Raw genomic sequence first — 25,091 nt, forward strand, 5'->3', positions numbered from 1 at the left:
CTCACGATCCGGCGTTGACGTTGGCGAGGACGGCGGTGGCGATCGCCAGGACCACGGCGCCGGCGAGCAGGGCGCTCAGGTAGCTCTGCACGTTGCCGGTCTGGGCGCGGCGGACGAGGGCGCCGAGCAGCCGGGGGCCGGCGCCCGCGCCGCGGACGTACGTGTCCACGACCTCCCGGTCGAGGAAGCGGACCAGGCCGGCGGCGGCGCGTACGGGGCGGACGAACAGCCGGTCGTAGACGGCGTCGAGGTGGAAGCCGTCCGCCGCGTGGCGGTGCAGCGGGCCGAGGAGCGCCTTGCCCGGGTCGGGGGCGGGGCCGGCGGGGACGGTGGGGTGCTCGTGGGTGACCTCGGCGACCTCGGGGGCCTCGGCCGCGGACTCCGCCGCGGCGGTGGCGGCGGAGACGCCGGCCGCGACGGCGGCGGGCTCGTCGGTGACGGCGGCGGCAGCGGGTCCGATCGCGGCGGGGGCCGCGTATGCCGTGGCGGAGGCGCGCTGCCAGAGGCCGTAGGTCAGCAGGACGCCGATGACGGCGGCGCCGACGCCGAGGATCGAGGTGACCATCGACGGGGTGAGCCGCCCGCCGTCGAACCAGTCCGCGAGGGGGCCGGCGGCGAGGCCGAAGGCCACCGAGGGGATCGCCAGCAGCCACAGCACGCCGGTCATGGCGAGGGGCTGCCTGCCGTGGTCGGGAACGGTCGCGCCCCGGCCGCGGAAGGCCATCAGCCACAGCCGGGTGGCGTAGGCGGCGGTGAGCAGGGCGGTCAGCACGCCGGAGACGAGCACCAGCCAGCCGGCCGCGCCGGGGGCGAAGTCGGAGTGGCCGGTGGCGGTGCGCTCGGCGGCGACGAGGATCGCCTCTTTGGAGAAGAAGCCGGCGAAGGGCGGGAGGGCGGCGAGCGCGAGGAGCGCGATCGTCATCGTCCAGAACGCGTCGGGGATGCGCTTGGCCAGGTCGGACGTGCGGGACATGGCGGCCAGGGAGTTCGTGCCGGCCGCGTGGATGATCACGCCCGCGCCGAGGAAGAGGAGCGCCTTGAACGCGCCGTGCGACAGGAGGTGGAAGACGGCCGCGCCCCGGTCGCCGACGGCCAGGGCGCCCATCATGTAGCCGAGCTGGCCGATCGTGGAGTAGGCCAGTACGCGCTTGATGTCGTCCTGGGCCAGGGCGGCGAGGGCCGAGCCGACCATGGTGACGGCCGCCATGGCGGCCATCACCACCAGCGCGGCCTGGGAGGCCGCGAAGACCGGGAGCAGCCGGGCCACGAAGTAGACGCCGGCGGCGACCATCGTCGCGGCGTGGATCAGCGCGGAGACCGGGGTGGGGCCCGCCATGGCGTCGGGCAGCCAGGTGTGCAGCGGGAACTGCGCGGACTTGCCGGCGACTCCGGCGAGGAGGAGCAGCGCGATGAGCGTCGGGTGGTCGAGGCCGCCGGCGCCGACGGTGTCCAGGATCTCGGTGATCCGGAAGGACCCGGCGTCCGTGGCGAGCGCGAACAGGCCGATGAGGAAGGGCACGTCGCCGAGCTTGGTGACGAGGAAGGCCTTCAGGGAGGCGGAGCGGGCCGCCTCGGTCTCCCAGTAGTGACCGACGAGGAAGTACGAGCAGATGCCCATGACCTCCCAGCCGACCAGCAGCACCATCAGGTCGCCGGAGTAGACGACGACCAGCATGGCGGAGGTGAACAGGGAGACCAGGGCCGCGTACGAGGGGTAGCGCGGGTCCTCGCGGAGGTAGGCCGTGGAGTAGAGCTGCACGCAGGTGGCGACCACGCCGACCAGTACGGCGACCAGGGCCGCGAAGCCGTCCACGTACAGGCCGAGCTCGATCGGCACCGAGCCGGTCGGGGTCAGTTCGGTCGCGGTGTCGATGGCCGGGCCGCCGCCCTGGCGGACGGCGACGAGCACGGCCAGCACGGCGGCGCCCAGCGTCGGCAGGATGGCGAGCGGCCGGACGAAGCCGGGGGCACTGCGGCCGCACAGCAGTCCCGCCACCGCGCCCAGGAACGGGAGGAGGGGGACGAGGACCGCGAGGGTCGTGGTGCTCACGCGGTGACCTCGCTCTGGTTGCTCGGATCGGTCGGGGCGGGCTCGTGGCCCTCGGCGGTGTCGCGCAGCTTGTCGATGTCCGAGGTGCCCCGGTTGCGGTACACCGTCAGCACGATCGCGAGGCCGATGCCGATCTCGGCGGCGGCGATGGCGATGGTGAAGAGGGTGAGGGCCTGGCCGGCGTGCAGGGCGTCGCGCAGCCAGACGTCGAAGGCCACCAGGTTGAGGTTGACGGCGTTGAGCATCAGCTCGACGGCCATCAGGACGAGGATGGCGTTGCGGCGGGCGAGCACCCCGTACAGGCCGACGCAGAAGAGGAGCGCCGCGAGGACGGCCGGGTAGGCGAGATGCATCAGCGCGGCCCCTTCTGGTCGTCGGGGCCGGCGGCGGGGTCGTTCCTGCGGGACAGCACGATGGCGCCGATCAGCGCCGCGAGGAGGAGCACGGAGAGGGCCTCGAAGGGCAGCACCCAGTGCTGGAAGAGGAACTCGCCGGTGACCCGGGTGGATCCCTGAGCGGCCCCGTCGAGGTCGATCCAGGTGGTGCGGAAGGCGTCGACGACGACCCAGACGAGGGCGGCGGCCGCGACGATCGCGACGCCGAGGGCGACCGGGCGGTTGCCCGAGTCGGCGTCCGGGGACCGGCCGATGGGCGCCTTGGTCAGCATCAGTCCGAACAGGAGCAGGACGACCACGGAACCGAGGTAGATCAGCACCTGCACCCACGCGATGAACTCGGCGGTCAGCAGCAGGTACTCGACGGCGATCCCGCCGAGCGCCACGACCAGCCACAGCGCGGCGTGCACGAGTTGCCTGGTGGTGACCGTGACGAGGGCCGCGCCGAGGGTGGCGAGGCCGACGAGGACGAAGGCGATCTCGACGCCCGTCGGGGAGAGGAAGCCGGGGCCGGTGGCGGCCAGGGCGGCGGCGGGGCTCACGCGTCTCCCTCCGGGTCGGTCGGTGTCTCGGTCGCGGCGGCTGCTTCGGCGGCGGCCGCCGCTTCCGCCTTGTCCACCGCCTTGCGGGCGGCGGCGATCTCCTTGGGCTCCTCTGCGGCCGGGTCCAGGGCGGGCGGGGCCGGCACGGTCCACATCCATTCGCGGAGCTTGTCGCGCTCGTGGGTGAGTTCGAGGATGTCGCTCTCCGCGTACTCGAACTCCGGCGACCAGAAGAGGGCGTCGAAGGGACACACCTCGATGCAGATGCCGCAGTACATGCAGAGGGCGAAGTCGATGGCGAAGCGGTCGAGGACGTTGCGGCTGCGCTCGCGGCCACCGGGGGCGGCGGCGGGCACCGTCTCCTTGTGGGAGTCGATGTAGATGCACCAGTCGGGGCACTCGCGCGCGCAGAGCATGCAGACCGTGCAGTTCTCCTCGAACAGCCCGATGACGCCGCGGCTGCGCGGCGGGAGTTCGGGCTGGACCTCGGGGTACTGGGCGGTGTGCGAGCGCCTCGTCATCGTGCGCAGGGTGACGGCGAGGCCCTTGGCCAGGCCGGATCCGGGAACGGGCATCAGTTGATCGCCACCTTCACGATGCCGGTGAGCGCGATCTGGGCGAGCGCGAGGGGGATGAGGACGGTCCAGGCGAGCTTCTGCAACTGGTCCTCGCGCAGCCGGGGGTAGCTCACGCGGAGCCAGATCACCACGAAGGCTAGGACGGCGACCTTGAGGAGGGTCCAGACCCACCCCAGGTCGTCCCCGCCGAAGGGGCCGTGCCAGCCGCCGAGGAAGAGGACGGTGGTGAGGCCGCAGAGGACGACGATGCCGGCGTACTCGGCGAGCAGGAACAGCGCGAAGCGCAGACCGGTGTACTCGGTGTACGCGCCGAAGATGATCTCGGAGTCGGCGACGGGCATGTCGAAGGGCGGCCGTTGGAGTTCGGCGAGGCCGGCGACGAAGAAGACGAGCGCGCCGACGATCTGCCAGGGCAGCCACCACCACTGGAAGGCGTCGACGATGCCGGGGAGGGAGACCGTGCCGGCCGCCATGGCCACCGAGGCGGCCGTGAGCAGCATGGGCAGCTCGTACGCCAGCAGTTGGGCGGCGGTACGAAGACCGCCCAGCAGGGAGAACTTGTTCGCGGAGGCCCAGCCGGCCATCAGGCTGCCGAGGACGCCGACGCCCATGACGGCGAGGGCGAAGAACAGGCCCGCGTCGATGACCTGGCCGACCGCGCCCTCGCCGGGGCCGATGGGGATGACGAGGAGGACCAGGAGGTAGGGGAGCAGCGCGACGGCGGGGGCGAGCTGGAAGATCCGCCGGTCGGCGTTGGCCGGGACGATGTCCTCCTTCTGCGCGAACTTCACGCCGTCGGCGACGAGCTGCGCCCAGCCGTGGAAGCCGCCCGCGTACATGGGGCCGAGGCGGCCCTGCATGTGGGCCATCACCTTGTGCTCGGTCTGCCCGACGACGAGCGGGAGCACGAGGAAGACGACGAAGACGACGATCAGTCGCAGGGCGACGTCGAGGACGTCGTTCACGCGTCGCCTCCGTTGTCGGGGGTGGGGTCGGGGGTGGACTCGGACCCGGATGCCGTGTCGGGCTTCTCGTCCGGGGCCTTGTCCGGGCTCTTGCCGGGGGCCTTGCCGGGGGCCTTGTCCGGGGTCGGTCCGTCCGCCGGGGCCGGGGGCGGCTCGGGCGGGGCGGGCGTCGCGGTCGGCGTCGGTTCCTCGAAGGCGGGCTTCGGGTCGTGCCAGGGCGCGTCGCTGCTGCGACCGGCCGGCGGCGGCGCGGCGGGCGCGTCCGGGGCCCCGGTCGCAGGCCCGGGCGGGCCGGCCTGGCTCGCGGAGCCGTCCGCGACCGAACGGCTGCGCCGCACCGGCCGCACCGGGGGCTCGCCTTCGGCCGGGGGCGCCTGGGTCGCGGACCCCTCGGCCACCGAGCGGGTACGGCGGACCGGCGCGCCCTCGCGGGGCGTCCGCGCCGGGGCGCCCGCGCCGCCGGCCGCGCGCGGGGTGCGGGCGGGGCGGCTGGGGGCCGGCGGCAGTTGGCCCTTGAGGGGGCCCCAGTCGTTGGGGTCGGGGACGCCCGGCGGCAGCATCTGCCGTCGCTTCGGGGCGTTGGGGTCGTGCGCCTCGCCCGGTTCCTTGGCGCCGGGCCAGGCCTTGGCGACGCGGGCCGCGAGCACGAAGTCCTTGCGCAGCGGGTGGCCCTCGAAGTTCTCGGGGAGCAGGAGGGGGACGAGGTGAGGGTGGTCGGTGAAGGTCACCCCGAACATCTCGAAGGTCTCCCGCTCGTGCCATTCCGCCCCCGCGTAGACGGCGACGGCGGAGGGCAGCGAGGCCGCCGCGTGCGGGACGGTGGTGCGCAGCAGCAGGCGGCGTACGCGGTGGTTCTCCAGCGAGACGACGTGCGCGCAGACCTGGAAGCCGGTGCCCGGCTCGTCCACCGCGCTCAGCCAGTCGAAGTAGGTGCAGCCCAGCTTGTCGCGGGCGATCTCCAGCGAGGAGATCCAGGATCCGACGGGGACGTCCACCGTGAGGACGTCGTACGCGAAGGAGCCCACGGCCTCGGCGCCGAAGACCGTCGCCGCCGCGTCGGGCAGGGAGTCGTAGAGGTTCACGCGCCGGCCCCCGCCGAGGGTGCGGGCGGGGGCGTGACCAGCCCGCTGGTGAGCTGGGCGACGGACGGATTCGCGTAGCGGTCCGCGAGCGACTCTCGGGCGATCTTCTCCTGGAGCTTGAGGATCCCCTGGAGCAGCGCCTCGGGGCGCGGCGGGCAGCCGGGCACGTAGACGTCGACCGGGATGATCTGGTCGACGCCCTTGGTGACGGAGTACGAGTCCCAGTACGGTCCGCCGCAGTTGGAGCAGGCGCCGAAGGAGATGACGTACTTCGGCTCCGGCATCTGCTCGTAGAGCCGCTTCACGGCGGGGGCCATCTTGTCGGTGACCGTGCCCGAGACGATCATCAGGTCGGCCTGCCGGGGTCCCGGCGCGAAGGGGATGACGCCGAGTCGGATGAAGTCGTGTCGTGCCATGGACGCGGCGATGAACTCGATCGCGCAGCAGGCCAGGCCGAAGTTGAAGACCCACAGGCTGTAGCGGCGGCCCCAGTTCAGGACCACCTTCATGGGTTCGGGTGCCAGTCGGGAGAGCACTCCCAGCCGCTTCGGCTCGGGAAGCGACTGCGGCTCGGCCGGTGTCCCCGCCGGTGTCACAGCCATTCGAGGACGCCCTTCTTGTACGCATAGAGCAGGCCGACGGCCAGGAAGCCCAGGAAGACGAACATCTCGACCAGGGTCGTGGCGCCGTAGCCGGCGGCGGCGAACACGGTCGCCCACGGGAACAGGAAGATCGAGTCGACGGCGAAGATGACGTAGAGGAACGCGTAGACGTAGTAGCGGACCTGGGTGTGTGCCCAGCCCTCGCCGACGGGGTCCACGCCGCATTCGTACGTCAGGAGCTTCTCGGGGGTGGGGACCACGGGCCGCAGCAGTCGGCCGGCGCCGAAGGCCACGGCGACGAACAGCACGCCGAGCACGGCGAGCAGGCCGACGACCGAATAGCTTCGGAAGTAGTCCGCCGCGTGCACGGTCACGGTCGATACCGTTGGGTCGGGCACGTCCGTTCCTCGCTCCTCGGCCACTGTCGACGATCAGGGTGATCTGGTACGCACGGGAGTCTAGGGCCTGGGCCACGCGGGGTGGGGTTATCCCCCGTTCACTGCCGCCGGGCCACCCCATGGCAACGCCGGGCGGAAATTGGCAGGCTGTGCGGCATGACCGCGAGCATCCGCACTTCCCAGGACGATCTCCTTCCACCCGTACGTGCGGCCTTCGGCGCGGCCACGTGGAAGGAGATCGCGCACCTGCTGAGCAATCTGCCGGCGGCGCTGATCGGTTTCGTCTACACGGTGGTCACGGTCTCGACCGCGGGCGGTCTGTCCGTGACCGCGATCGGGCTGCCGTTGCTCGCGTGCGGGCTGCTCGGTTCGCGGCAGCTCGGGAAGCTGGAACGGGCGCGCTCCCGGTGGCTGTTGGGCGTACGGGTGGACGAGCCGACGCCGATCCCCGGCCCGCGCCGCTCCGGCGGGTTCTTCCCCTGGCTGTGGTCGAGCATCAAGGATCCCGTCGCCTGGCGGACCGTGCTGTTCGAACTGGTCCGGCTGCCCTGGGGGGTGCTCACCTTCACCGTCGCTTTGACCGGGCTGTTCGTGCTGTGGCCGGTCCTGCCGTGGGTGGCCCGCTGGCTGACGAGCGTGGACCGGGCGATGGTACGGGGCCTGCTGTCCCCGTCCGACGAGCTGGAGCGGCGGATCGCGGAGCTGGAGTCCGACCGGACGGTGGTGGTCGACACCTCGGCCGCGGACCTGCGGCGCATCGAACGGGACCTGCACGACGGGGCCCAGGCCCGGCTGGTGGCCCTGGCGATGGGGCTGGGCCTGGCGAAGGAGAAGCTGCTGGAGGACCCGGAGGGCGCGGCCGCGATGGTGGACGAGGCGCACGGGGAAGTGAAGCTGGCGCTCCAGGAGCTGCGGGACCTGGCGCGGGGCATCCACCCGGCGGTCCTGACGGACCGGGGACTGGACGCGGCGCTGTCCTCGGTGGCCGCGCGGTGCCTGGTGCCGGTGAAGGTGCACGTGGACCTGGCGGCGCGGCCGGCGGCGGCGATCGAGGGCATCGCGTACTTCGTGGTGTCGGAACTGCTGCAGAACGTGAGCAAGCACGCGGCGGCGCGGGGCGCGGGCGTGGAGGTGTGGCGGACGGGTCCGCGGCTGCTGATCCGGGTCTCGGACGACGGGCGCGGTGGCGCGTCCGCGCGGGCCGGGTCGGGTTTGGCGGGTCTCACCGAGCGGCTGGACGCGGTGGACGGGGTGTTCGTCGTGGACTCCCCGGAGGGTGTGGGGACGACGATCACGGCGGAGCTGCCGTGGCGCGACCGCGAGCCGGCGGGGGTAGCGGCCCGGTAGGTCCTGTCGTCTCGTTCGGCTCCTGCGGCGACGTGGTGGGCGCGGGGCTCCCGTCCGGGTGGACGGGGCCCCGCTTTCGCGTGCGGGGTGGGGTGAGGCCGGGCGGGGTGGGTCGGGGTGGGGCGGGGTGGGGTTAACCCCCCTCCGGACAGGCCGACCCGCCGCATGGTCCCGGGGGCGGCCCGGCGGCAGGGTTGAGGGGTAAAGGGCGGACACGAAGGGCGGGTCGCGATCATGGGCAAGGACACGGGCACGAGCACGGGGATCGGCACGGTGTTGCGGGCTCCCGTGGCGGCGCGAACCTGGCGGGAGTTGGGGTTCCTGCTGCTCGGGTTCCCGCTGAGCACCCTGTACTTCTGCCTCGCCGTCACCGGGGTGAGTCTCGGCGCGGGTCTGCTCGTGACCTTCCTCGGGGTTCCGGTCCTGGCCGGGGTGCTCGCGATGAGCCGCGGCTTCGGACAGGTGGAGCGGGCCCGGGTGCGGGGGCTGCTGCGGGTGGACGTCGCGGATCCCGAGCCGATCAGGGCCCGCAAGAGCGGGGCGATGGCCGCCATGGGGGCCCTGCTCAAGAGCGGGAGCGCCTGGCGGCACGTGTTGTACTCGGTGGTCCACTTCCCGTGGGCGGTGTTCGGCTTCTGCGTGGCGCTGGTGTTCTGGACGTACGGGTGGGGCCTCCTGCTGTACCCGCTCTGGTTCTGGGTCTTCCCGGCCTTCACCGACCAGCCCGGGCTCCAGGTGTTCCGGAACGACGACTACGCCTTCTACCTGGACTCCCCGCTCACCATCGCCGCCACCTTCCTGCTCGGACTCGCCCTCACCCTCGCCACCCCCTGGGTGCTGCGCGCCCTGACGACCGTGGACCGGGTGCTGGTCACCGGCCTGCTGGGCCCGTCCCGGCTCGCGCACCGGGTCACGGAACTGGAGTCCGACCGGGGCATCGTGGTGGACACCGCCGCCGCCGACCTGCGGCGCATCGAGCGGGACCTGCACGACGGGGCCCAGGCCCGGCTGGCGGCCCTGGCCATGGACCTGGGGCTGGCGAAGGAGAAGCTGACCGAGGACCCCCGGGAGGCCGCGCGCATGGTGGACGAGGCGCACGGCGAGGTGAAGATCGCCCTCCAGGAGCTGCGGGACCTGGCGCGGGGCATCCACCCGGCGGTCCTGACGGACCGGGGACTGGACGCGGCACTGTCCTCGGTGGCCGCGCGGTGCGCGGTGCCGGTGCGGGTGTCGGTGGACCTGCCGGCCCGGCCGGCGGCGGCGATCGAGGGCATCGCGTACTTCGTGGTGTCGGAACTGCTGCAGAACGTGAGCAGGCACGCGATGGCGCGGACCGCGAGCGTGGACGTCTGGCGGTCCGGCGACCGGGTGCTGATCCAGGTCGCGGACGACGGCCGGGGCGGGGCGTCGGCCGGGGCCGGGTCGGGGCTGGCGGGGCTCACCGGGCGGCTGGACGCGGTGGACGGGGTGCTCGTCGTGGACTCCCCCGCCGGTGGCGGTACGACGGCCACCGCGGAGCTGCCGTGGCGCGACCGCGAGCCGGCGGGCGTACCGGGTCGCTAGGTCGTCTCTTTCGGATCTTGTCGGTCCGGGCCGCGGTGTCCGGTGCCGTGCCTGGCAAGGCGCAGCGGCGCCCGTGTACGGGACGTACTCGGGTGCCCCGACAACGCCGCCAGGGGCGGTACCGGGCGCCGCGGCCCCGGCACGATCCGAAAGAGACGGCCCAGGCCTTGGCGTCGCCGTGCCGCGGGACCCCCGTCCGGATGGGCGGGGGTCCCGTCCGCGCGCCCGGCGGCCGGTCCGCCAAGCCGACGCCCGGACCGACCGCACCCAGCCGAACGGCACCGCACCGCACGCACCGCATGGTCGAATCCCGGCCGACGGCGAGCAGTTGGCTCGGATTCGCCTTCGTCGGGGCGGCCGGCTGGGATGCTTGGGTCTGCCAGGTATGCGGGTGACGAGTGGATGCGGGAGCTGCTGAGAAGTGGAAGACAGGGTGCGGGTGGTCATCGCCGAGGATTCAGTGCTGCTGCGCGAGGGCCTGACCCGGTTGCTGACCGACCGGGGGCATGACGTCGTCGCCGGCGTCGGGGACGCGGAAGCCCTGATCAAGACAGTGGACGAGCTGGCGGCGCAGGACGCGCTGCCGGACGTGGTGGTGGCCGACGTGCGGATGCCGCCGACGCACACCGACGAGGGGGTGCGGGCCGCCGTGCGGCTGCGCCGCGACCATCCCGGGATCGGGGTGCTGGTGCTGTCGCAGTACGTGGAGGAGCAGTACGCCACCGAACTGCTGGCCGGTTCCAGCACCGGGGTGGGGTATCTGCTCAAGGATCGGGTGGCCGAGGTCCGGGAGTTCCTGGACGCGGTCGTACGCGTGGCCAGGGGCGGTACGGCCCTGGATCCCGAGGTGGTCGCCCAGCTGCTGGGCCGCAGCCGCAAGCAGGACGTGCTGGCGAACCTGACGCCGCGCGAGCGGGAGGTGCTGGGCCTGATGGCCGAGGGGCGCACCAATTCCGCGGTGGCGAAGCAGCTCGTGGTGAGCGACGGCGCGGTGGAAAAGCACGTCAGCAATATCTTCATGAAGCTCGGCCTGTCCCCGAGCGAGGGGGATCACCGGCGTGTACTGGCGGTTCTCACCTATCTAAGATCTTGATCAACTGACACTCTGTCAGGTGAGGTGTGGTGGTACCGGTCCCGAAACGCACCTGTCGGGGTCCGGCACCATCGCCCGGAGGTTTGGAATATTTCGCGTACTGCACGACGTCTGTCGGACAGACCGCCCCCAGAGGACGGTCCAGAATTCGGGCGACCCAGGGACGAATGACCTCACGGACGTAGGGTTGGCCTTGGGAGCGAGCGCCCACGCCTCGAAGGAGGTCCAGTTCAGTGACCAGCCAGGTCAGTAGCCCGGCCGAGCAGGCCGACGGCGCCGAAGGCTCAGTGGTCGGCGAGCAGCGCACGTCGCCGCGGCCCGGTGGGAGCGGCAAGGAAGTCCGCCGCCTCGATCGTGTGATCATCCGATTCGCGGGTGACTCGGGTGACGGAATGCAGCTCACCGGAGACCGTTTCACCTCGGAAACCGCGTCCTTCGGAAACGACCTCTCGACCCTGCCGAACTTTCCCGCCGAGATTCGCGCCCCCGCCGGAACTCTTCCGGGCGTGTCGTCCTTTCAGCTGCATTTCGCCGATCACGACATCCTGACGCCGGGCGATGCCCCGAATGTGCTGGTGGCGATGAATCCGGCGGCGCTGAAGGCGAATATCGCGGACGTTCCGCGCGGCGCGGAGATCATCATCAATACCGATGAGTTCACCAAGCGCCCGATGGCCAAGGTCGGCTACGCGACGTCCCCGCTGGAGGACGGTTCGCTGGACGCGTACAGCATCCATCCGGTGCCCCTGACGACCCTGACGGTGGAGGCGCTGAAGGAGTTCGGGCTGTCGCGCAAGGAGGCCGAGCGCAGCAAGAACATGTTCGCGCTGGGCCTGCTGTCGTGGATGTACCACCGCCCGACCGAGGGCACGGAGACCTTCCTGCGAACCAAGTTCGCGAAGAAGCCGGAGATCGCCGAGGCGAACGTGGCCGCCTTCCGGGCCGGCTGGAACTTCGGCGAGACCACCGAGGACTTCGCGGTCTCCTACGAGGTCGCCCCCGCGACGAAGTCCTTCCCGACGGGCACCTACCGCAACATCTCCGGGAACCTGGCCCTGTCGTACGGCCTCATCGCCGCGGCCCGGCAGGCGGACCTCCCGCTGTACCTGGGCTCGTACCCGATCACGCCGGCGTCCGACATCCTGCACGAGCTGAGCCGACACAAGAACTTCGGCGTACGGACCTTCCAGGCCGAGGACGAGATCGCGGGCATCGGCGCGGCCCTGGGTGCGGCGTTCGGCGGCGCCCTCGGGGTCACGACCACCTCGGGTCCCGGTGTGGCGCTGAAGTCGGAGACGATCGGCCTGGCGGTGTCGCTGGAGCTGCCGCTGCTGATCGTGGACATCCAGCGGGGCGGTCCCTCGACGGGGCTGCCGACCAAGACCGAGCAGGCCGACCTGCTCCAGGCCATGTACGGGCGCAACGGCGAGGCACCGGTCCCGATCGTGGCCCCGCGCACCCCAGCGGACTGCTTCGACGCCGCGATCGACGCGGCCCGGATCGCGCTGGAGTACCGGACCCCGGTGTTCCTGCTGTCCGACGGCTACCTCGCCAACGGTTCCGAGCCCTGGAAGATCCCGGAGGTCACGGACCTGCCGGACCTCACCGTGCAGTTCGCGGCCGGTCCGAACCACGAGCTGGCGGACGGCACCGAGGTGTTCTGGCCGTACAAACGCGATCCGCAGACCCTGGCGCGCCCCTGGGCGGTCCCGGGCACGCCCGGCCTCGAACACCGCATCGGCGGCATCGAGAAGCAGGACGGCACCGGCAACATCTCCTACGACCCCGCCAACCACGAGTTCATGGTCCGCACCCGCCAGGCCAAGATCGACGGCATCCGGGTCCCCGACCTGGACGTGGACGACCCCGACGAGGCCCGCACCCTCGTCCTCGGCTGGGGTTCCACCTACGGCCCCATCACCGCGGCCGTACGCCGGGTACGGGCCGCCGGACTGCCGATCGCGCAGGCGCACCTGCGTCACCTCAACCCGTTCCCGAGGAATCTCGGGGAGGTCCTGAAGCGTTACGACAAGGTAGTGGTGCCGGAGATGAACCTCGGGCAGCTGGCCACCCTGATCAGGGCGAAGTACCTGGTGGACGCCACGTCGTACAACCAGGTCAACGGGATGCCCTTCAAGGCCGAACAGCTGGCGACGGTCCTCAAGGAGGCCATCAATGACTGACGTCACCGAGGTGTCCGAAGCCGGGCATCATCTGCTCTCCCTCGTGCCCAAGGCCGAGGGGAAGCAGTCGATGAAGGACTTCAAGTCGGATCAGGAGGTCCGCTGGTGCCCGGGCTGCGGCGACTACGCCGTGCTCGCCGCCGTCCAGGGCTTCATGCCCGAACTCGGCCTCGCCAAGGAGAACATCGTCTTCGTCTCCGGAATCGGCTGCTCCTCCCGATTCCCCTACTACATGAACACCTACGGCATGCACTCCATCCACGGACGCGCACCCGCCATCGCCACCGGCCTCGCCACCTCCCGCCGCGACCTCTCCGTCTGGGTCGTCACCGGCGACGGAGACGCCCTCTCCATCGGCGGAAACCACCTCATCCACGCCCTCCGCCGCAACGTCAACCTCAAAATCCTCCTCTTCAACAACCGCATCTACGGCCTCACCAAAGGCCAGTACTCCCCCACCTCAGAACTCGGCAAAATCACCAAATCCACCCCCATGGGCTCCCTCGACGCCCCCTTCAACCCCATCTCCCTCGCCATCGGAGCCGAAGCCGGCTTCGTCGCCCGCACCATCGACTCCGACCGCAAACACCTCACCGACGTCCTGCGCCAAGCCGCCGACCACCAAGGCACCGCACTCGTCGAGATCTACCAGAACTGCAACATCTTCAACGACGGCGCCTTCGAAGCCCTCAAGGACAACGAACAAGCCCAAGAAGCCGTCATCCGCCTCGAACACGGCCAACCCGTCCGCTTCGGCACCGACCTCACCAAGGGCGTCATCCGCAACCCCACCACCGGCGACCTCGAAGCAGTCACCCTCACCCCCGAGAACACCCCCCACCTCCTCGTCCACGACGCCCACACCACCAGCCCCACCACCGCCTTCGCCCTCTCCCGCCTCGCCGACCCCGACACCCTCCACCACACCCCCATCGGAGTCCTGCGCAGCGTCCAACGACCCGTCTACGACACCCTCATGGCCGACCAACTCGACACCGCGATCGATCGGAACGGCAAGGGCGACCTGACGACGCTGCTGACCGGCAACGACACCTGGACCGTGGTCGGCTGACCGACCGCCGGCCGGCGCGCGCCGTCGACCGCACGTCGTGTGGCACGACGAGCGGTACGCGTGCGGTGTGAGGAGCGGTACGGCGTGCCGAGGGCGGTACGACGAGCGGCGGGAGCCCGGAGCGCGCTACGCGGTCCGGGCTTCGTCGTACGCGGCGCGGGCCGCCTGGACGTCGGCCGTCCGGCGTTCGGTCCAGCGGGCGAGCGCCCACACCTGCTCGGCGGCCTCGCGGCCGAGGTCGGTGAGGGAGTAGTCCACCCGGGGCGGGATCACCGGCTGCGCCTCGCGCAGCAGGAATCCGTCGCGCTCCAGCGTCTGGAGGGTCTGGGCCAGCATCTTCTCGCTGACCCCGGCCACCTCCCGGCGGAGTTCGCTGAACCGGTACGCGCGCTCGACCAGGGCGGCGAGCACGAGGACGCCCCAGCGGCTGGTGACGTGTTCCAGCACGCCGCGGGAGGGGCACATCGGAGCCTTCACACTTACCTGCATGTAAGTACCTTACTCCAAAGTGGGTACTTCCGAATAGTTAGCGCTCTCCGTACGGTGGTGACATCACCCCGCACCGCCGGACCCACCAAGGAGCGCACCATGAACAGCATCGTCGTCACCGGAGCCACCGGAGCCCTCGGCCGCCTCGTCATCGAGGAGCTGCTCGCACGGGTCCCCGCCGAGCGCGTCGCCGCCGTCGTGCGGAACAAGGAGAAGGCCGCCGACCTGGCCGCGCGCGGCATCGACGTACGGATCGCCGATTACAACGAGCCGGCGAGCCTGGCCGGGGTGTTCGGGGCCGGCGACCGGGTGCTGCTGATCTCCGGCAGCGAGGTCGGGCGCCGGGTCCCGCAGCACACCGCCGTGATCGACGCGGCGAAGACGGCCGGCGTGGCGCAGCTCGCGTACACCGGCATCCTCGGCGGGCCCGACGCGGACTTCGACCTGGCGGCCGAGCACAAGGTCACCGAGCAGGCGATCCTCGACTCGGGGCTGCCGTACACCTTCCTGCGCAACGGCTGGTACCACGAGAACTACACCGCCCAACTGCCCGTGGTGCTGGAGCACGGCGCGGTCGTCGGCAGCGCCGGCGAGGGCCGGATCGCCTCCGCGGCGCGGGCGGACTACGCCGCGGCGGCCGCGGCGGTGCTGACCGGCGAGGGGCACCTGAACGCGGTGTACGAGCTGTCCGGCGACACGGCCTGGAGCCTGGCGGAGTACGCGGCCGAGGTCGCGAGGCAGTCCGGCCGCGAGGTCGCGTACGCCGAGGTGCCGGCCGACGCCCACCTGGGGATCCTGACCGGCGCCGGGGTGCCCGAGAGCTTCGCGGCGATCCTCGTCGACGTGGACGCGGCGATCTCGCGCGGCCGGCTGGCGGGGACCGGCGGGGACCTGGCCCGCCTGATCGGACGCCCGACGACCCCGGTGGCGGCGGCCATCTCCTCGGCCCTGGCCTGAGCCGCGCCGGAGCCGGCCCGGCTCAAGGCTCGTTCGAGGCCCGCTCGACCTCCGCCCCACCGACCCGGGTGTCATGAGTATCTCCCCCTTACGGGCATGACATCCGGGCGGTACGGCGATACCTTCGTGGGGTTGTGACTCGGGTGGCGAGTGGCCGGAAGCCGTACTGGAGGCCCCGTGAAGGCAGAGAACGAGCAGCGCACGGGCTTGCTCTACGGATTCGGCGCGTACGGGATGTGGGGGTTGGTCCCTCTCTTCTGGCCCCTCCTGAAGCCGTCCGGGGCGATCGAGATCCTGGCCCACCGCATGGTGTGGTCGCTCGCCGTCGTCGGGATCGCCCTCCTCGCCCTGCGCCACTGGAGCTGGATGGGCACGCTGGTGCGCCAACCGCGCAAGCTGGCCCTGACCGCCCTGGCCGCCTCCGTGATCAGCGTGAACTGGGGCCTGTACATCTGGTCGGTCAACAACGGCCAGGTCGTCGAGGCCAGCCTCGGCTACTTCATCAACCCGCTGGTCACCATCGCGATCGGTGTCCTGGTGCTCGGCGAACGACTGCGCCGCGCCCAGTGGGTGGCCGTCGGCGTCGGCTTCTCGGCGGTGCTCGTGCTGGCCATCGGCCACGGGCGGCCGCCGTGGATCTCCCTGACGCTGGCCTTCTCCTTCGCCACCTACGGGCTGATCAAGAAAAAGCTCAACATGAGCGGCCTGGAGTCGCTGACCGCGGAGACCGCGCTGCTGTTCCCGCCCGCCCTCGGCTACCTGCTGTGGCTGGCCGCGCAGGGCCGGTCCACCTTCGCGACGGAGGGCCTCGGCCACTCCGCGCTGCTGGCCGCGACCGGGCTGGTCACCGCGGTCCCGCTGGTGTTCTTCGGCGCGGCCGCGATCCGGGTGCCGCTGTCGACGCTGGGCCTGCTCCAGTACATGGCCCCGGTGTTCCAGTTCGGGCTGGGCGTCCTGTACTTCCACGAGGCGATGCCGCCCGAGCGGTGGGCGGGCTTCTCCCTGGTGTGGGCCGCGCTGGCCCTGCTGACCTGGGACGCACTGCGGACCTCGCGCCGCTCCCGGGCCCGGTTGGCCGCCGCCGGGACCCTCGCGCCGGTCTCACCCTCGGCCGCTCCGACGGAGCCGACGACGACCCGCGAGCCCGCGTAGCGGCTCACCCTTCGCGCCCCACGATCCCCGGTACGGAACCCCCGTACCGGGGATCGTCCGTTTTCCGAACCGCCCTGACCGGATTGTGGTCTTGACGAATAGTCATACTCTCGCTGAACATCAGGCTCGCACTGACGCACGCACGCTCACCCGCTCTATCCCCGCACGTTCCGTCTCATCCCCATACGGAATTCCGGAGCCCCCACATGAGCCTGTCCGTCCCTCGGCGCCTTGCCGCCGTGACCGCGATCGCGGTCGCCGGCCTGTTCGCCGCCACCTCCCCCGCCGCGCTCGCCGCGCCCGCGGCGGTCAACGCCGCTCCCACCCCGCCCGACATCCCGCTGGCCAACGTCAAGGCGCATCTGACGCAGCTCCAGACCATCGCCACCAACAACGGCGGCAACCGTGCCCACGGCAGGGCCGGCTACAAGGCCTCGATCGACTACGTGAAGGCCAAGCTGGACGCGGCCGGTTTCACCACCAGCCTCCAGACCTTCACCTCCAGCGGCGCCACCGGCTACAACCTGATCGCGGACTGGCCGGGCGGTGACCCCAACTCGGTCCTGATGTCGGGCTCGCACCTGGACTCGGTGACCGCCGGCCCCGGCATCAACGACAACGGTTCCGGCTCGGCGGCCGTCCTGGAGACCGCGCTGGCGGTCTCCCGCGCCCAGCTCCAGCCCACGAAGCACCTGCGCTTCGGCTGGTGGGGCGCCGAGGAACTCGGTCTGGTCGGCTCGAAGTACTACGTCAACAGCCTGTCGGCCACCGAGAAGGCGAAGTTCTCCGGCTACCTGAACTTCGACATGATCGGCTCGCCGAACCCGGGCTACTTCGTCTACGACGACGACCCCACGATCGAGCAGACCTTCAAGACCTACTACGCGGGCCTCGGCATATCCACCGAGATAGAGACCGAGGGCGACGGCCGCTCCGACCACGCGCCGTTCAAGAGCGCGGGCATCCCGGTCGGCGGCCTGTTCTCGGGCGCCGACTACACCAAGACGGCGGCCCAGGCGCAGAAGTGGGGCGGCACCTCCGGTCAGGCCTTCGACCGCTGCTACCACTCCTCCTGCGACACCACCGCGAACATCAACGACACCGCCCTGGACCGCAACGCGGACGCCATCGCCTACGCGATCTGGAACCTGGGCGCCGGCACCCCCGTGCCGCCCGGCAAGTCCTTCGAGAACACCGCCGACGTGAACATCCCCGACTCCCCCGGTGCCGCGGCGAGTTCGCCGATCACCGTCTCGGGCGTCACGGGCAACGCACCGGCGACCACCAAGGTGGACGTGAACATCGTCCACACCTACCGGGGTGACCTCCAGATCGACCTGATCGCCCCCGACGGCACCGCGTACCGGCTGAAGAACTCCTCAAGCTCGGACTCGGCGGACAACGTCGTCGCCTCGTACACGGTCAACGCGTCGAGCGAGGTCGCCAACGGGGTCTGGAAGCTCCAGGCCAAGGACGTGGCGGCGCAGGACGTCGGCTACATCAACAGCTGGAAGATCACCTTCTAGGACCACCGGGATCGGGCCTCCGGGTTCGGGTCCTCCGGGTTCGGGTCCCCGGGATCGGGCCTCGGGCTCTGCGGACCCTGCCGCCTCCGTGAATCCCCGCCGGCCTCGCCGCACCGTGCTACGCGTCCTCCGCGTGGCCCCGCAGCGAGGCCGGCAGGGGTTCGCTGATGAGGCTGCGCAGTTCGTCGGCGACCGCGCCGATGTCCAACCGGCCCAGCTTCGCGGCCTCGACGAGGTCTCCCAGATCCTCCGGGGAGGGCAGGTGCTTCGCCCCGGCCACCCGCAGGTACGAGCGGGTCGCGGCGGCCGCGTAGAACTCGTTCATCGGGGATTCCAGCGCCGGGCAGACCGCGAGGGTGTGCAGAAACGCGGCGGCCCGCCACGCGGTGTCCGGGGCGGGCTGTTCGGGTACCAGGACGAGGTCGTTCTGGTGCCGGGCGACCGCGGCGGCCACCCCGGAGGGATCCCACACGGCGGGATCCGACGGAAGGTGATGGGCCAGGGCCGTCCAGGCCCACTCCATGGTGATCTTCAATTGCCGAACCGCTCCTGGAAGTAGCTCCAGTGGTCGGCGAATTCCTCGATGCCGGAGAGGAACGACTTCCGGTCCTCGTCCAGTTCGCGTTCGGTGACCTCGGTGATCAGCGCGGTCACCGTCGTCCCCAAAGCCGCCGCGCGCGCCTTGAGGCGCTCGTGGAACTCTTCGTCCAGGCGGATGGTGACGTGTCTCGACATGGCGTTCACCGTACAGCGGTCGTGCTGTACGCAGGAGAGGAACGACACAAGGGTGGCCGGGGACACAGGTCCCCGGCCACCCTCCGCTCCCGCGCGGCCCCTTGGCGGAGCCGGCCGGGCTACTTCGCCGCGTTGGCCGTCTTCACCAGCGCGTCCTTGGTGACGGCGCCGACGTAGACCTTGCCGTCGTCGGTGATCAGCGCGTTGACCAGGCGGGTCGAGAAGACCCGGCCGGAACCGAACGAGCCGTTGACCTTGTCACCGAGGGAGTCGATGAACTGCTTGGCCTCCTTGGGGGCGTCCTTGCCGTTCGCCGCGGCCTCGGCGTCCTTGAGGCCCTTGCCGCCCGGTACGGAGATCTGTGCGACCGTCGCCCAGCCCTCGCCGAGCACCTTCACGTCGCCGTCGCCCGCGCCGCCGGTCAGGGCACCGAGGCCCGGGAAGGCGTCCAGGCCCTTCCACTCCTTGCCGTGCTCGCCCTTGGCGCCCTTGTCCGCCTCGGCGGCGCCCTCGGTCACCTTGGCGCCCTTGGGCGGGCTGAAGGCGAAGACGTCGGCGGCCGGCTTGGCGAAGTCCACCTTGGTGAAGCCGGCGTCCACGATCGGCTTGCCGCCCTGGCTGGACAGCAGCTGCACGCGCAGCGGCACGCCGTTCTTGGCGTCGACCGCGATCTGGACGGAGCCGACGGTGGAACCGGACTGCTTGGGCTTGAGCACGAGCTGGTAGGCGTCGCGGCCGGCCACCTGCGCGGTGTCGCCGACGCTGACGTCGGTGGTCGTGCCGGCGGCCTTCAGGACGTCCTGGGCCAGCTGCTGGGGCGAGGCGCCGAGCCGGTCGGCCGTCTTGTGGCCGTCCTTGCCCCGGGCGGCCGCCTCCTCGTGCTTCTCGTGCCAGGCCTCGTTGGACTGGCTGTCATAGCCCCACACGTCCGTGCCGTTGTGGATGAGGCTGTACTCGTCCTTGCCGTCCAGGAACGTGAGCTTCTGGCGGTCCGGGCCGTCGGCCGCGACGCGGAAGGTGTGCGTGCCGTTGGCCAGCTGCGCGACCTTGTCCTGCGGGTCGGCCGAGCCGCCCGCGACGCCCCCGCCGCCGAGCAGGCCGCTGGCCAGGGTCGGCAGGCCGAGGTCGGTGCTGATGCGGGCGCTGCCGGACAGCTCCTGGACGTCCGAGGCGGCGATCTTCTCGATCAGCTGCTGGGCCGTCACCTTCGGCAGGTCCGGTCCTCCGGCGTTCGCGAAGGCCGGGACCATCGCGATGGTCGCCGCGGCCACCCCGAACACCGCGACCGGTACGGCGTACCGAGCGGCCTTGTGGGTCTTCGTGTTCGTTGCCATGTGTCTGCCCTACCTCTGTGTGTACGGCGGCGACCTACCCGTCATTCATGTACACGTCCACCCCGCGCCGCCACTCTCACCCGATCTGGTGGGGATGTGCCTCTATCTGACCAAAGAAGAGGGCGGTGGGGCGTCACTCCCCGGACTCAAGTTGGCGTACCTCCCAGGGATGACACGACACGGGCCCGGCATCCCCCACCCGTAGGGGTTGCCGAGCCCGGTCCGCGGTCGCGGGGGTGTGGGTCGCGGGGCTCAGCCCGCGCGGTGCACCACCGCGTCGCACAGCTCTTCGAGCGCCGACTTGGCGAAGCACTCGGGCAGCGGCGCGAGCGTCGCCCGCGCCTCCTGCGCGTACCGGATGGTGTCCCGTCGGGCCTGTTCCAGGGCCGGGTGGACGCGCAGCCGGGACAACACCTCGGCGTGTCGGGCGTCGTCCGTGAGGTCGCCGTCCAGCAGCCCCACGAGCTCCAGGTCGTCCGGGTTCCCGTCCCGCTCCGCCCTCTCGCGCAGCCGCAGCACGGGCAGCGTGGGGATTCCCTCGCGCAGGTCGGTGCCGGGGGTCTTGCCGGACTCGTGCGAGTCGGAGGCGATGTCGAGGACGTCGTCGGCGAGCTGGAAGGCGGTGCCGAGCCGCTCTCCGTACTGGGTCAGGATGTCGACGACCGACTCGTCGGCGCCGGACATCAGCGCGCCGAAGCGGCCGGAGACGGCGATCAGCGAGCCGGTCTTGCCGGCGATGACGTCGAGGTAGTGGGCGACCGGGTCGCGGCCGTCGCGGGGACCGGCGGTCTCCAGGATCTGACCCGTCACCAGGCGCTCGAAGGCCTCCGCCTGGATGCGGACGGCCTCGGGCCCGAGGTCGGCCAGGATGTGCGAGGCGCGGGCGAACAGGAAGTCACCCGTGAGGACGGCCACGGAGTTGCCCCAACGGGCGTTCGCGCTCTCCACGCCGCGACGCACGTCCGCCTCGTCCATGACGTCGTCGTGGTAGAGCGTGGCCAGGTGGGTGAGTTCCACCACCACGGCGGACGGCACGATGCCCGGGGCGTACGGATCCCCGAAACGGGACGCGAGCATCACCAGCAACGGCCGGAACCGCTTGCCTCCGGCGCGCACCAGGTGCTGCGCGGCCTCGGTGATGAAGGGGACTTCGCTCTTGGTGGCCTCCAGCAGACCCGCCTCGACGGCGGCCAGTCCGGCCTGGACATCGGTCTCAAGAGCCTGGTCCCGCACGCTCAGTCCGAACGGCCCGACGACGGTCACGAGGGGTACTCCTGTCTGCTGACGATCACCTTGACGATCACATGGATTGTCGATGTGTCGCTGCCATCACTCAAGCCAGCGTATCCGGTCTGTTTTCGATCACCCAGAGCGCCTGCCCGGCCGCCGCGCGCGCACCGCCCGATGCGCACCGGTATGTTCTGGAGGAGCCGAAACAACCGGAGAAGGCGTTTTGTCCAGAACCACAGCCGATCGAGACGAGTCGAACGACCCGGAGGCGGACCAGCCGCCACCGGAGGACGACCACGCCTTCCTCGGACACCCCAGGGGTCTGGCCACGCTCTCCGGACTGGAGGTCTGGGAGCGCTTCTCGTTCCTGGGCATGCAGGCCATTCTCGTCCTCTACTTCGCGGACACGGTGGCGAACGGCGGCCTGGGGATGAGCCCGGGCACCGCGGCCTCCGTCTCGGCGGCCTACGGGACCATGGTCTACCTCGTCTCCGTCGCCGGCGGATGGCTCGCCGACCGGATCCTCGGTTCCTATCGAGCGGTGCTCTACGGCGGCATCCTGATCGCCTGCGGCCACTACGCCATGGCCGTGCCGACCGCCGTCATGACGTGGGTGGGCCTCGGCCTGATCAGCGCGGGCACCGGCCTGCTCAAGCCCAACGTGGCCAGCATGGTCGGCAGGCTCTACCGGACCGACGACCAGCGGCGCGACGCGGGATTCGCCCTGTACTACATGGGGATCAACATCGGCGCGTTCGCCGGCCCCCTGATCACCGCGTGGCTCGGCGAGAACAAGGGCTGGCACTGGGGGTTCTCCGCCGCCGCCATCGGCATGACCGCGGGCCTGATCCAGTACGTCCTGGGACGCCGCCATCTGGCCGGACGAAAGCACTCGGCCGAGTTCGCGCTCGCCCCCGACGCGATGCGCACCGCGGTGTGGCGGATCGTCGGCGGGCTGCTCCTGGTGGCCGTCGCGGCCACCGCGCTGGCCCTGGCCGGGTGGCTCACCATGGGCCGGTTCGTGGACCTGCTGACCCTGATCTCGGTGATCGCCCCGATCGTCTACTTCGTGGTGATGTTCCGCAGTCCCAGGGTGACGACCGCGGAGCGCGGGCGGCTGCGCCCGTACGTGGTCCTCTTCCTGGCCTCGGTCGCGTTCAACTTCATCCTCTTCCAGGCGTACTCGACGATGATGCTGCTGGCGTCGACGAACGCCCGCACGGAGATCCTCGGCTTCCACTTCCCCGCCGGCTGGTACGCCTCGGCGCTCGGCGCCTTCGAGGTGGCGCTGGCTCCGGTCGTGGCCGCGCTGTGGGCCCGGATGGGCAGCCGGCAGCCGCACGCCTCCAACAAGATCGCCATCGGGGTGATCCTGGGCGGTCTGTCGTTCCTGCTGATGGTCATCCCCACGTCCGGGCACGCCGACGACACGTACAAGATGGCCGCCTGGTGGATCGTCGGCTCGTACCTGCTGCTGGGCCTCGGCGACGTGCTGCTGGAGACCTCCGGCATGTCGGCCACCACCAAACTCGCCCCGAAGGCGTACGCCAGCCAGACGATGGCCCTGTGGTTCCTCTCCCTGGCCCTGGCCAACGGTATCCAGGCCCAGGTGGTGAAGGTCTACGGGCAGGTCTCGAACCCCGTCTACTTCGGCGTGAACGGTGCCGTCGCGGTGGCCGCGGGCCTCGTCGTGGTCGCCCTGGCGCCCTGGCTCAAGCGCACCATGCACCCCGTCCACTGAGGCCGACCGGCGATCGGAGATTGGTTTCCGCATGATCATCCGTACCGATTTCCCGTACGCGACCACCCGCGAGGATGTCCGGATCCCGCTGTCCGACGGGGTCGAGCTGTACGCCCGGATCTGGCGCCCGGTCACCGACGAGCCCGTGCCCGCCCTGCTGGAGTACCTCCCGTACCGGCTCACCGACTGGACGGCGCCCCGCGACTGGCAGCGGCACCCCTGGTACGCGGGGCACGGCTACGCCTCCGTACGGGTCGACGTGCGCGGCCACGGGTGCAGCGGCGGCGACCCCGGCGACGAGTACGACGCCCGGGAGCTGGCCGACGGCGTCGCGGTGGTGGAGTGGCTCGCCGCGCAGCCGTGGTGCACGGGCGCGGTGGGCATGTTCGGGATCTCCTGGGGCGGCTTCAACAGCCTCCAGATCGCCGCGCTCGCCCCCGAGGCGCTGAAGGCGGTCGTCACCGTCTGCTCCACCGACGACCGCTACGACAACGACGTCCACTACATGGGCGGCTCGGTGCTGGCCGTGGACATGCACGCCTGGGCCTCCACCATGCTGGCCTTCGCGTCCCGCCCGCCGGACCCGCTGTACGCGGGCGAGGGCTGGCGGGAGCAGTGGCTCGCCCGGCTGGACGCCGTGGAGCCGCTCGTCCACACCTGGCTCGGGCACCAGACCCGGGACGACTACTGGCGCCACGGCAGCGTCTGCGAGGACTACTCCGCCATCGGCGCGGCGGTGCTGGCCGTCGGCGGCTGGCACGACCCGTACCGGGACACGGTGCTGCGCCTGGTCGAGCACCTGCCGGCGGGCCGGGTGCGGGGGCTGATCGGCCCCTGGTCGCACCAGTACCCCGACCGCGGTCTGCCGCCGGGCCCGGCGATCGGCTTCCTCCAGGAGACGCTGCGCTGGTGGGACCACTGGCTCCGGGGCGAGGACAACGGGGTCATGGACGAGCCGCTGCTGCGTTCCTGGATCAGCGAGTCGCACCCCCCTGCCACCGTCTACGAGCGCCTGGAGGGCCGCTGGGTCGGCGACACGGCCTGGCCCTCGCCCTCGGTCGTCCCCGTCTCGTACGGGCTCCAGGGCCCGCCCGTGGCCGTCGCCTCGCCGCAGCACACCGGCCTGGACGCCGGGCGGTTCTTCCCCTTCGGCAACGACGCGGACCTGCCGCCGGACCAGCGCGAGGAGGACGCCAAGTCGGCGTGCTTCGAGTTCCCCGTGGCGCCGGGCGAACCGGTGGAGATCCTCGGCCGGCCCTCGGTCACCCTGCGGCTGCGGATGGACGTCCCGTACGGGCAGGTGATCGCCCGGCTGTGCGACGTGGCCCCGGACGGGTCCTCCACCCTGGTCACGCGCGGCGTGCTGAACCTGTCCGCGCGGCGCGGGCGGGACAGGGCGGTGCCGTGGCCGGTGGGCGCGACCGAGGACGTCACCTTCGAGCTGAACGGCATCGGCCACGCCTTCCCGCCGGGGCACCGGATCCGGCTGGCCGTGTCCTCCGCGTACTGGCCCTGGATCTGGCCGCGGGCGGGCTCCGAGGCCGGGTGGACGCTGGATCCGGCCGGCAGCACCCTCGAACTCCCCCTGCGCACGCCCGGCCCGGCCGACCACGGCATCGTCTTCGAGGCCCCGGAGCAGTCCGAGCCGCTGCGCGTGGTGTACCCCGACACCCTGGAGGAGCCCCGGCCGGAGCGGGTCGTCGTACGCGACGTCGCGGCCGGCACCTGGCGGCTGGAGGTGGACCCCCGCTACGGGGGGACGCGGGTGTACCCGGACGGGCTGGAGTTCTCCGAGGACGCGGTGGAGGTGTACGAGATCGACTCCCGCGATCCGCTGTCCGCCCACACCCGGTCGGACTGGCGGATCCGGTTGCACCGGCCGGACCTGGGCTGGGACACGCGGGTGGAGACCCGGTCGGAGATCTCGTGCGACGAGGGCGGGTTCCTGACGTCGAACGAGGTGGTGTGCCGGGAGGGCGACGAGGTGGTCTTCCACCGGACGTGGGAACGGCGCCTGCCGAGGGCGGCGGGCTGACGCACCGGCCGCCCGCCGGCCG

23 protein-coding genes are annotated in these 25,091 nt (G+C 71.4%); 10 read left to right on the forward strand and 13 right to left on the reverse strand.

Going from position 1 to position 25,091, the window contains the following annotated elements; translation table 11 throughout:
• Nucleotide 1 precedes the first annotated feature (1 nt).
• The 8 genes from OG906_RS14900 to OG906_RS14935 are packed head-to-tail and all read right to left on the reverse strand — an operon-like array spanning nt 2 to nt 6,612.
• The gene (locus tag OG906_RS14900; protein WP_329443170.1) at nt 2–2,050 is read right to left on the reverse strand and encodes an NADH-quinone oxidoreductase subunit 5 family protein; all 2,049 of its coding nucleotides are present in this window, start codon (nt 2,048–2,050) and stop codon (nt 2–4) included.
• Nucleotides 2,047–2,403 (reverse strand): NADH-quinone oxidoreductase subunit NuoK, encoded by a 357-nt coding sequence (gene nuoK, locus OG906_RS14905; RefSeq protein ID WP_267796344.1) that lies wholly within the window; start codon nt 2,401–2,403, stop codon nt 2,047–2,049. Before nuoK ends, OG906_RS14900 begins: the two co-directional genes overlap by 4 nt.
• Nucleotides 2,403–2,987, reverse strand: a complete 585-nt coding sequence (locus tag OG906_RS14910; RefSeq protein WP_267796345.1) for an NADH-quinone oxidoreductase subunit J family protein — start codon at nt 2,985–2,987, stop codon at nt 2,403–2,405. The genes nuoK and OG906_RS14910 overlap by 1 nt, the downstream gene beginning before the upstream one ends.
• Nucleotides 2,984–3,562 carry a NuoI/complex I 23 kDa subunit family protein gene (locus OG906_RS14915; protein ID WP_329443173.1) on the reverse strand — a complete coding sequence of 193 codons (579 nt, stop codon included), beginning with the start codon at nt 3,560–3,562 and terminating at the stop codon, nt 2,984–2,986. The genes OG906_RS14910 and OG906_RS14915 overlap by 4 nt, the downstream gene beginning before the upstream one ends.
• Nucleotides 3,562–4,530 carry a complex I subunit 1/NuoH family protein gene (locus tag OG906_RS14920; RefSeq protein WP_329443175.1) on the reverse strand — a complete coding sequence of 323 codons (969 nt, stop codon included), beginning with the start codon at nt 4,528–4,530 and terminating at the stop codon, nt 3,562–3,564. Before OG906_RS14920 ends, OG906_RS14915 begins: the two co-directional genes overlap by 1 nt.
• Nucleotides 4,527–5,612, reverse strand: a complete 1,086-nt coding sequence (locus tag OG906_RS14925; protein WP_329443177.1) for an NADH-quinone oxidoreductase subunit C — start codon at nt 5,610–5,612, stop codon at nt 4,527–4,529. Before OG906_RS14925 ends, OG906_RS14920 begins: the two co-directional genes overlap by 4 nt.
• Nucleotides 5,609–6,214 (reverse strand): NADH-quinone oxidoreductase subunit B, encoded by a 606-nt coding sequence (locus OG906_RS14930; RefSeq protein ID WP_267796349.1) that lies wholly within the window; start codon nt 6,212–6,214, stop codon nt 5,609–5,611. Before OG906_RS14930 ends, OG906_RS14925 begins: the two co-directional genes overlap by 4 nt.
• Complete coding sequence (locus tag OG906_RS14935; RefSeq protein ID WP_267796350.1) at nt 6,205–6,612, reverse strand: NADH-quinone oxidoreductase subunit A; 408 nt, start codon at nt 6,610–6,612, stop codon at nt 6,205–6,207. The genes OG906_RS14930 and OG906_RS14935 overlap by 10 nt, the downstream gene beginning before the upstream one ends.
• 156 nt (nt 6,613–6,768) lie before the next feature.
• Between OG906_RS14935 and OG906_RS14940 the strand changes: the two genes are divergently transcribed.
• The 5 genes from OG906_RS14940 to OG906_RS14960 all read left to right on the forward strand — a co-directional run bounded on the left by OG906_RS14940 (nt 6,769) and on the right by OG906_RS14960 (nt 13,870).
• Nucleotides 6,769–7,959, forward strand: coding sequence for a sensor histidine kinase (locus tag OG906_RS14940; RefSeq protein ID WP_329443179.1), 1,191 nt, complete (start codon nt 6,769–6,771; stop codon nt 7,957–7,959).
• Between the two features lie 234 nt (nt 7,960–8,193).
• Entirely contained in the window at nt 8,194–9,522 is a 1,329-nt protein-coding gene (locus OG906_RS14945; protein WP_329443181.1) for a sensor histidine kinase, read from the forward strand.
• Between the two features lie 433 nt (nt 9,523–9,955).
• A complete protein-coding gene (locus OG906_RS14950) occupies nt 9,956–10,615 on the forward strand; it encodes a response regulator transcription factor (protein ID WP_329448027.1) in 660 nt (219 codons plus the stop codon).
• Nucleotides 10,616–10,848: 233 nt separating this feature from the next.
• The gene (locus OG906_RS14955) at nt 10,849–12,798 is read left to right on the forward strand and encodes a 2-oxoacid:acceptor oxidoreductase subunit alpha (RefSeq protein ID WP_329443183.1); all 1,950 of its coding nucleotides are present in this window, start codon (nt 10,849–10,851) and stop codon (nt 12,796–12,798) included.
• The gene (locus OG906_RS14960; protein ID WP_329443185.1) at nt 12,791–13,870 is read left to right on the forward strand and encodes a 2-oxoacid:ferredoxin oxidoreductase subunit beta; all 1,080 of its coding nucleotides are present in this window, start codon (nt 12,791–12,793) and stop codon (nt 13,868–13,870) included. Before OG906_RS14955 ends, OG906_RS14960 begins: the two co-directional genes overlap by 8 nt.
• A gap of 126 nt (nt 13,871–13,996) precedes the next feature.
• Here the strand turns inward: OG906_RS14960 and OG906_RS14965 are convergent, their stop codons facing one another.
• Nucleotides 13,997–14,359: a winged helix-turn-helix transcriptional regulator gene (locus OG906_RS14965; RefSeq protein ID WP_329443187.1), complete on the reverse strand. Its 363-nt coding sequence runs from the start codon at nt 14,357–14,359 to the stop codon at nt 13,997–13,999.
• A 99-nt stretch (nt 14,360–14,458) separates the two neighbouring features.
• Between OG906_RS14965 and OG906_RS14970 the strand changes: the two genes are divergently transcribed.
• The 3 genes from OG906_RS14970 (at nt 14,459) to OG906_RS14980 (ending at nt 17,994) form a co-directional block, all read left to right on the forward strand.
• A complete protein-coding gene (locus OG906_RS14970; RefSeq protein ID WP_329443189.1) occupies nt 14,459–15,316 on the forward strand; it encodes an SDR family oxidoreductase in 858 nt (285 codons plus the stop codon).
• Between the two features lie 177 nt (nt 15,317–15,493).
• On the forward strand, nt 15,494–16,468 hold the full coding sequence (rarD, locus tag OG906_RS14975; RefSeq protein WP_329443191.1) for an EamA family transporter RarD: 975 nt from the start codon (nt 15,494–15,496) through the stop codon (nt 16,466–16,468).
• Nucleotides 16,469–16,674: 206 nt separating this feature from the next.
• Entirely contained in the window at nt 16,675–17,994 is a 1,320-nt protein-coding gene (locus tag OG906_RS14980) for a M28 family metallopeptidase (RefSeq protein WP_267825432.1), read from the forward strand.
• A gap of 118 nt (nt 17,995–18,112) precedes the next feature.
• On the opposite strand, the gene OG906_RS14985 is transcribed toward OG906_RS14980, so the two are convergent.
• The 4 genes from OG906_RS14985 to OG906_RS15000 all read right to left on the reverse strand — a co-directional run bounded on the left by OG906_RS14985 (nt 18,113) and on the right by OG906_RS15000 (nt 21,326).
• Complete coding sequence (locus tag OG906_RS14985) at nt 18,113–18,529, reverse strand: hypothetical protein (RefSeq protein WP_267798405.1); 417 nt, start codon at nt 18,527–18,529, stop codon at nt 18,113–18,115.
• A complete protein-coding gene (locus tag OG906_RS14990; protein ID WP_229886015.1) occupies nt 18,526–18,729 on the reverse strand; it encodes a hypothetical protein in 204 nt (67 codons plus the stop codon). Before OG906_RS14990 ends, OG906_RS14985 begins: the two co-directional genes overlap by 4 nt.
• A gap of 119 nt (nt 18,730–18,848) precedes the next feature.
• Nucleotides 18,849–20,063, reverse strand: coding sequence for a LolA family protein (locus OG906_RS14995; protein WP_267798406.1), 1,215 nt, complete (start codon nt 20,061–20,063; stop codon nt 18,849–18,851).
• Nucleotides 20,064–20,315: 252 nt separating this feature from the next.
• Entirely contained in the window at nt 20,316–21,326 is a 1,011-nt protein-coding gene (locus OG906_RS15000) for a polyprenyl synthetase family protein (protein WP_329443197.1), read from the reverse strand.
• A gap of 190 nt (nt 21,327–21,516) precedes the next feature.
• Between OG906_RS15000 and OG906_RS15005 the strand changes: the two genes are divergently transcribed.
• Nucleotides 21,517–23,034 carry a peptide MFS transporter gene (locus OG906_RS15005; protein WP_329443199.1) on the forward strand — a complete coding sequence of 506 codons (1,518 nt, stop codon included), beginning with the start codon at nt 21,517–21,519 and terminating at the stop codon, nt 23,032–23,034.
• 31 nt (nt 23,035–23,065) lie between these two features.
• The gene (locus tag OG906_RS15010) at nt 23,066–25,069 is read left to right on the forward strand and encodes a CocE/NonD family hydrolase (RefSeq protein WP_329443201.1); all 2,004 of its coding nucleotides are present in this window, start codon (nt 23,066–23,068) and stop codon (nt 25,067–25,069) included.
• Nucleotides 25,070–25,091 lie beyond the last annotated feature (22 nt).

Source organism: Streptomyces sp. NBC_01426, from assembly GCF_036231985.1.
Classification (GTDB): Bacteria; Actinomycetota; Actinomycetes; order Streptomycetales; family Streptomycetaceae; genus Streptomyces.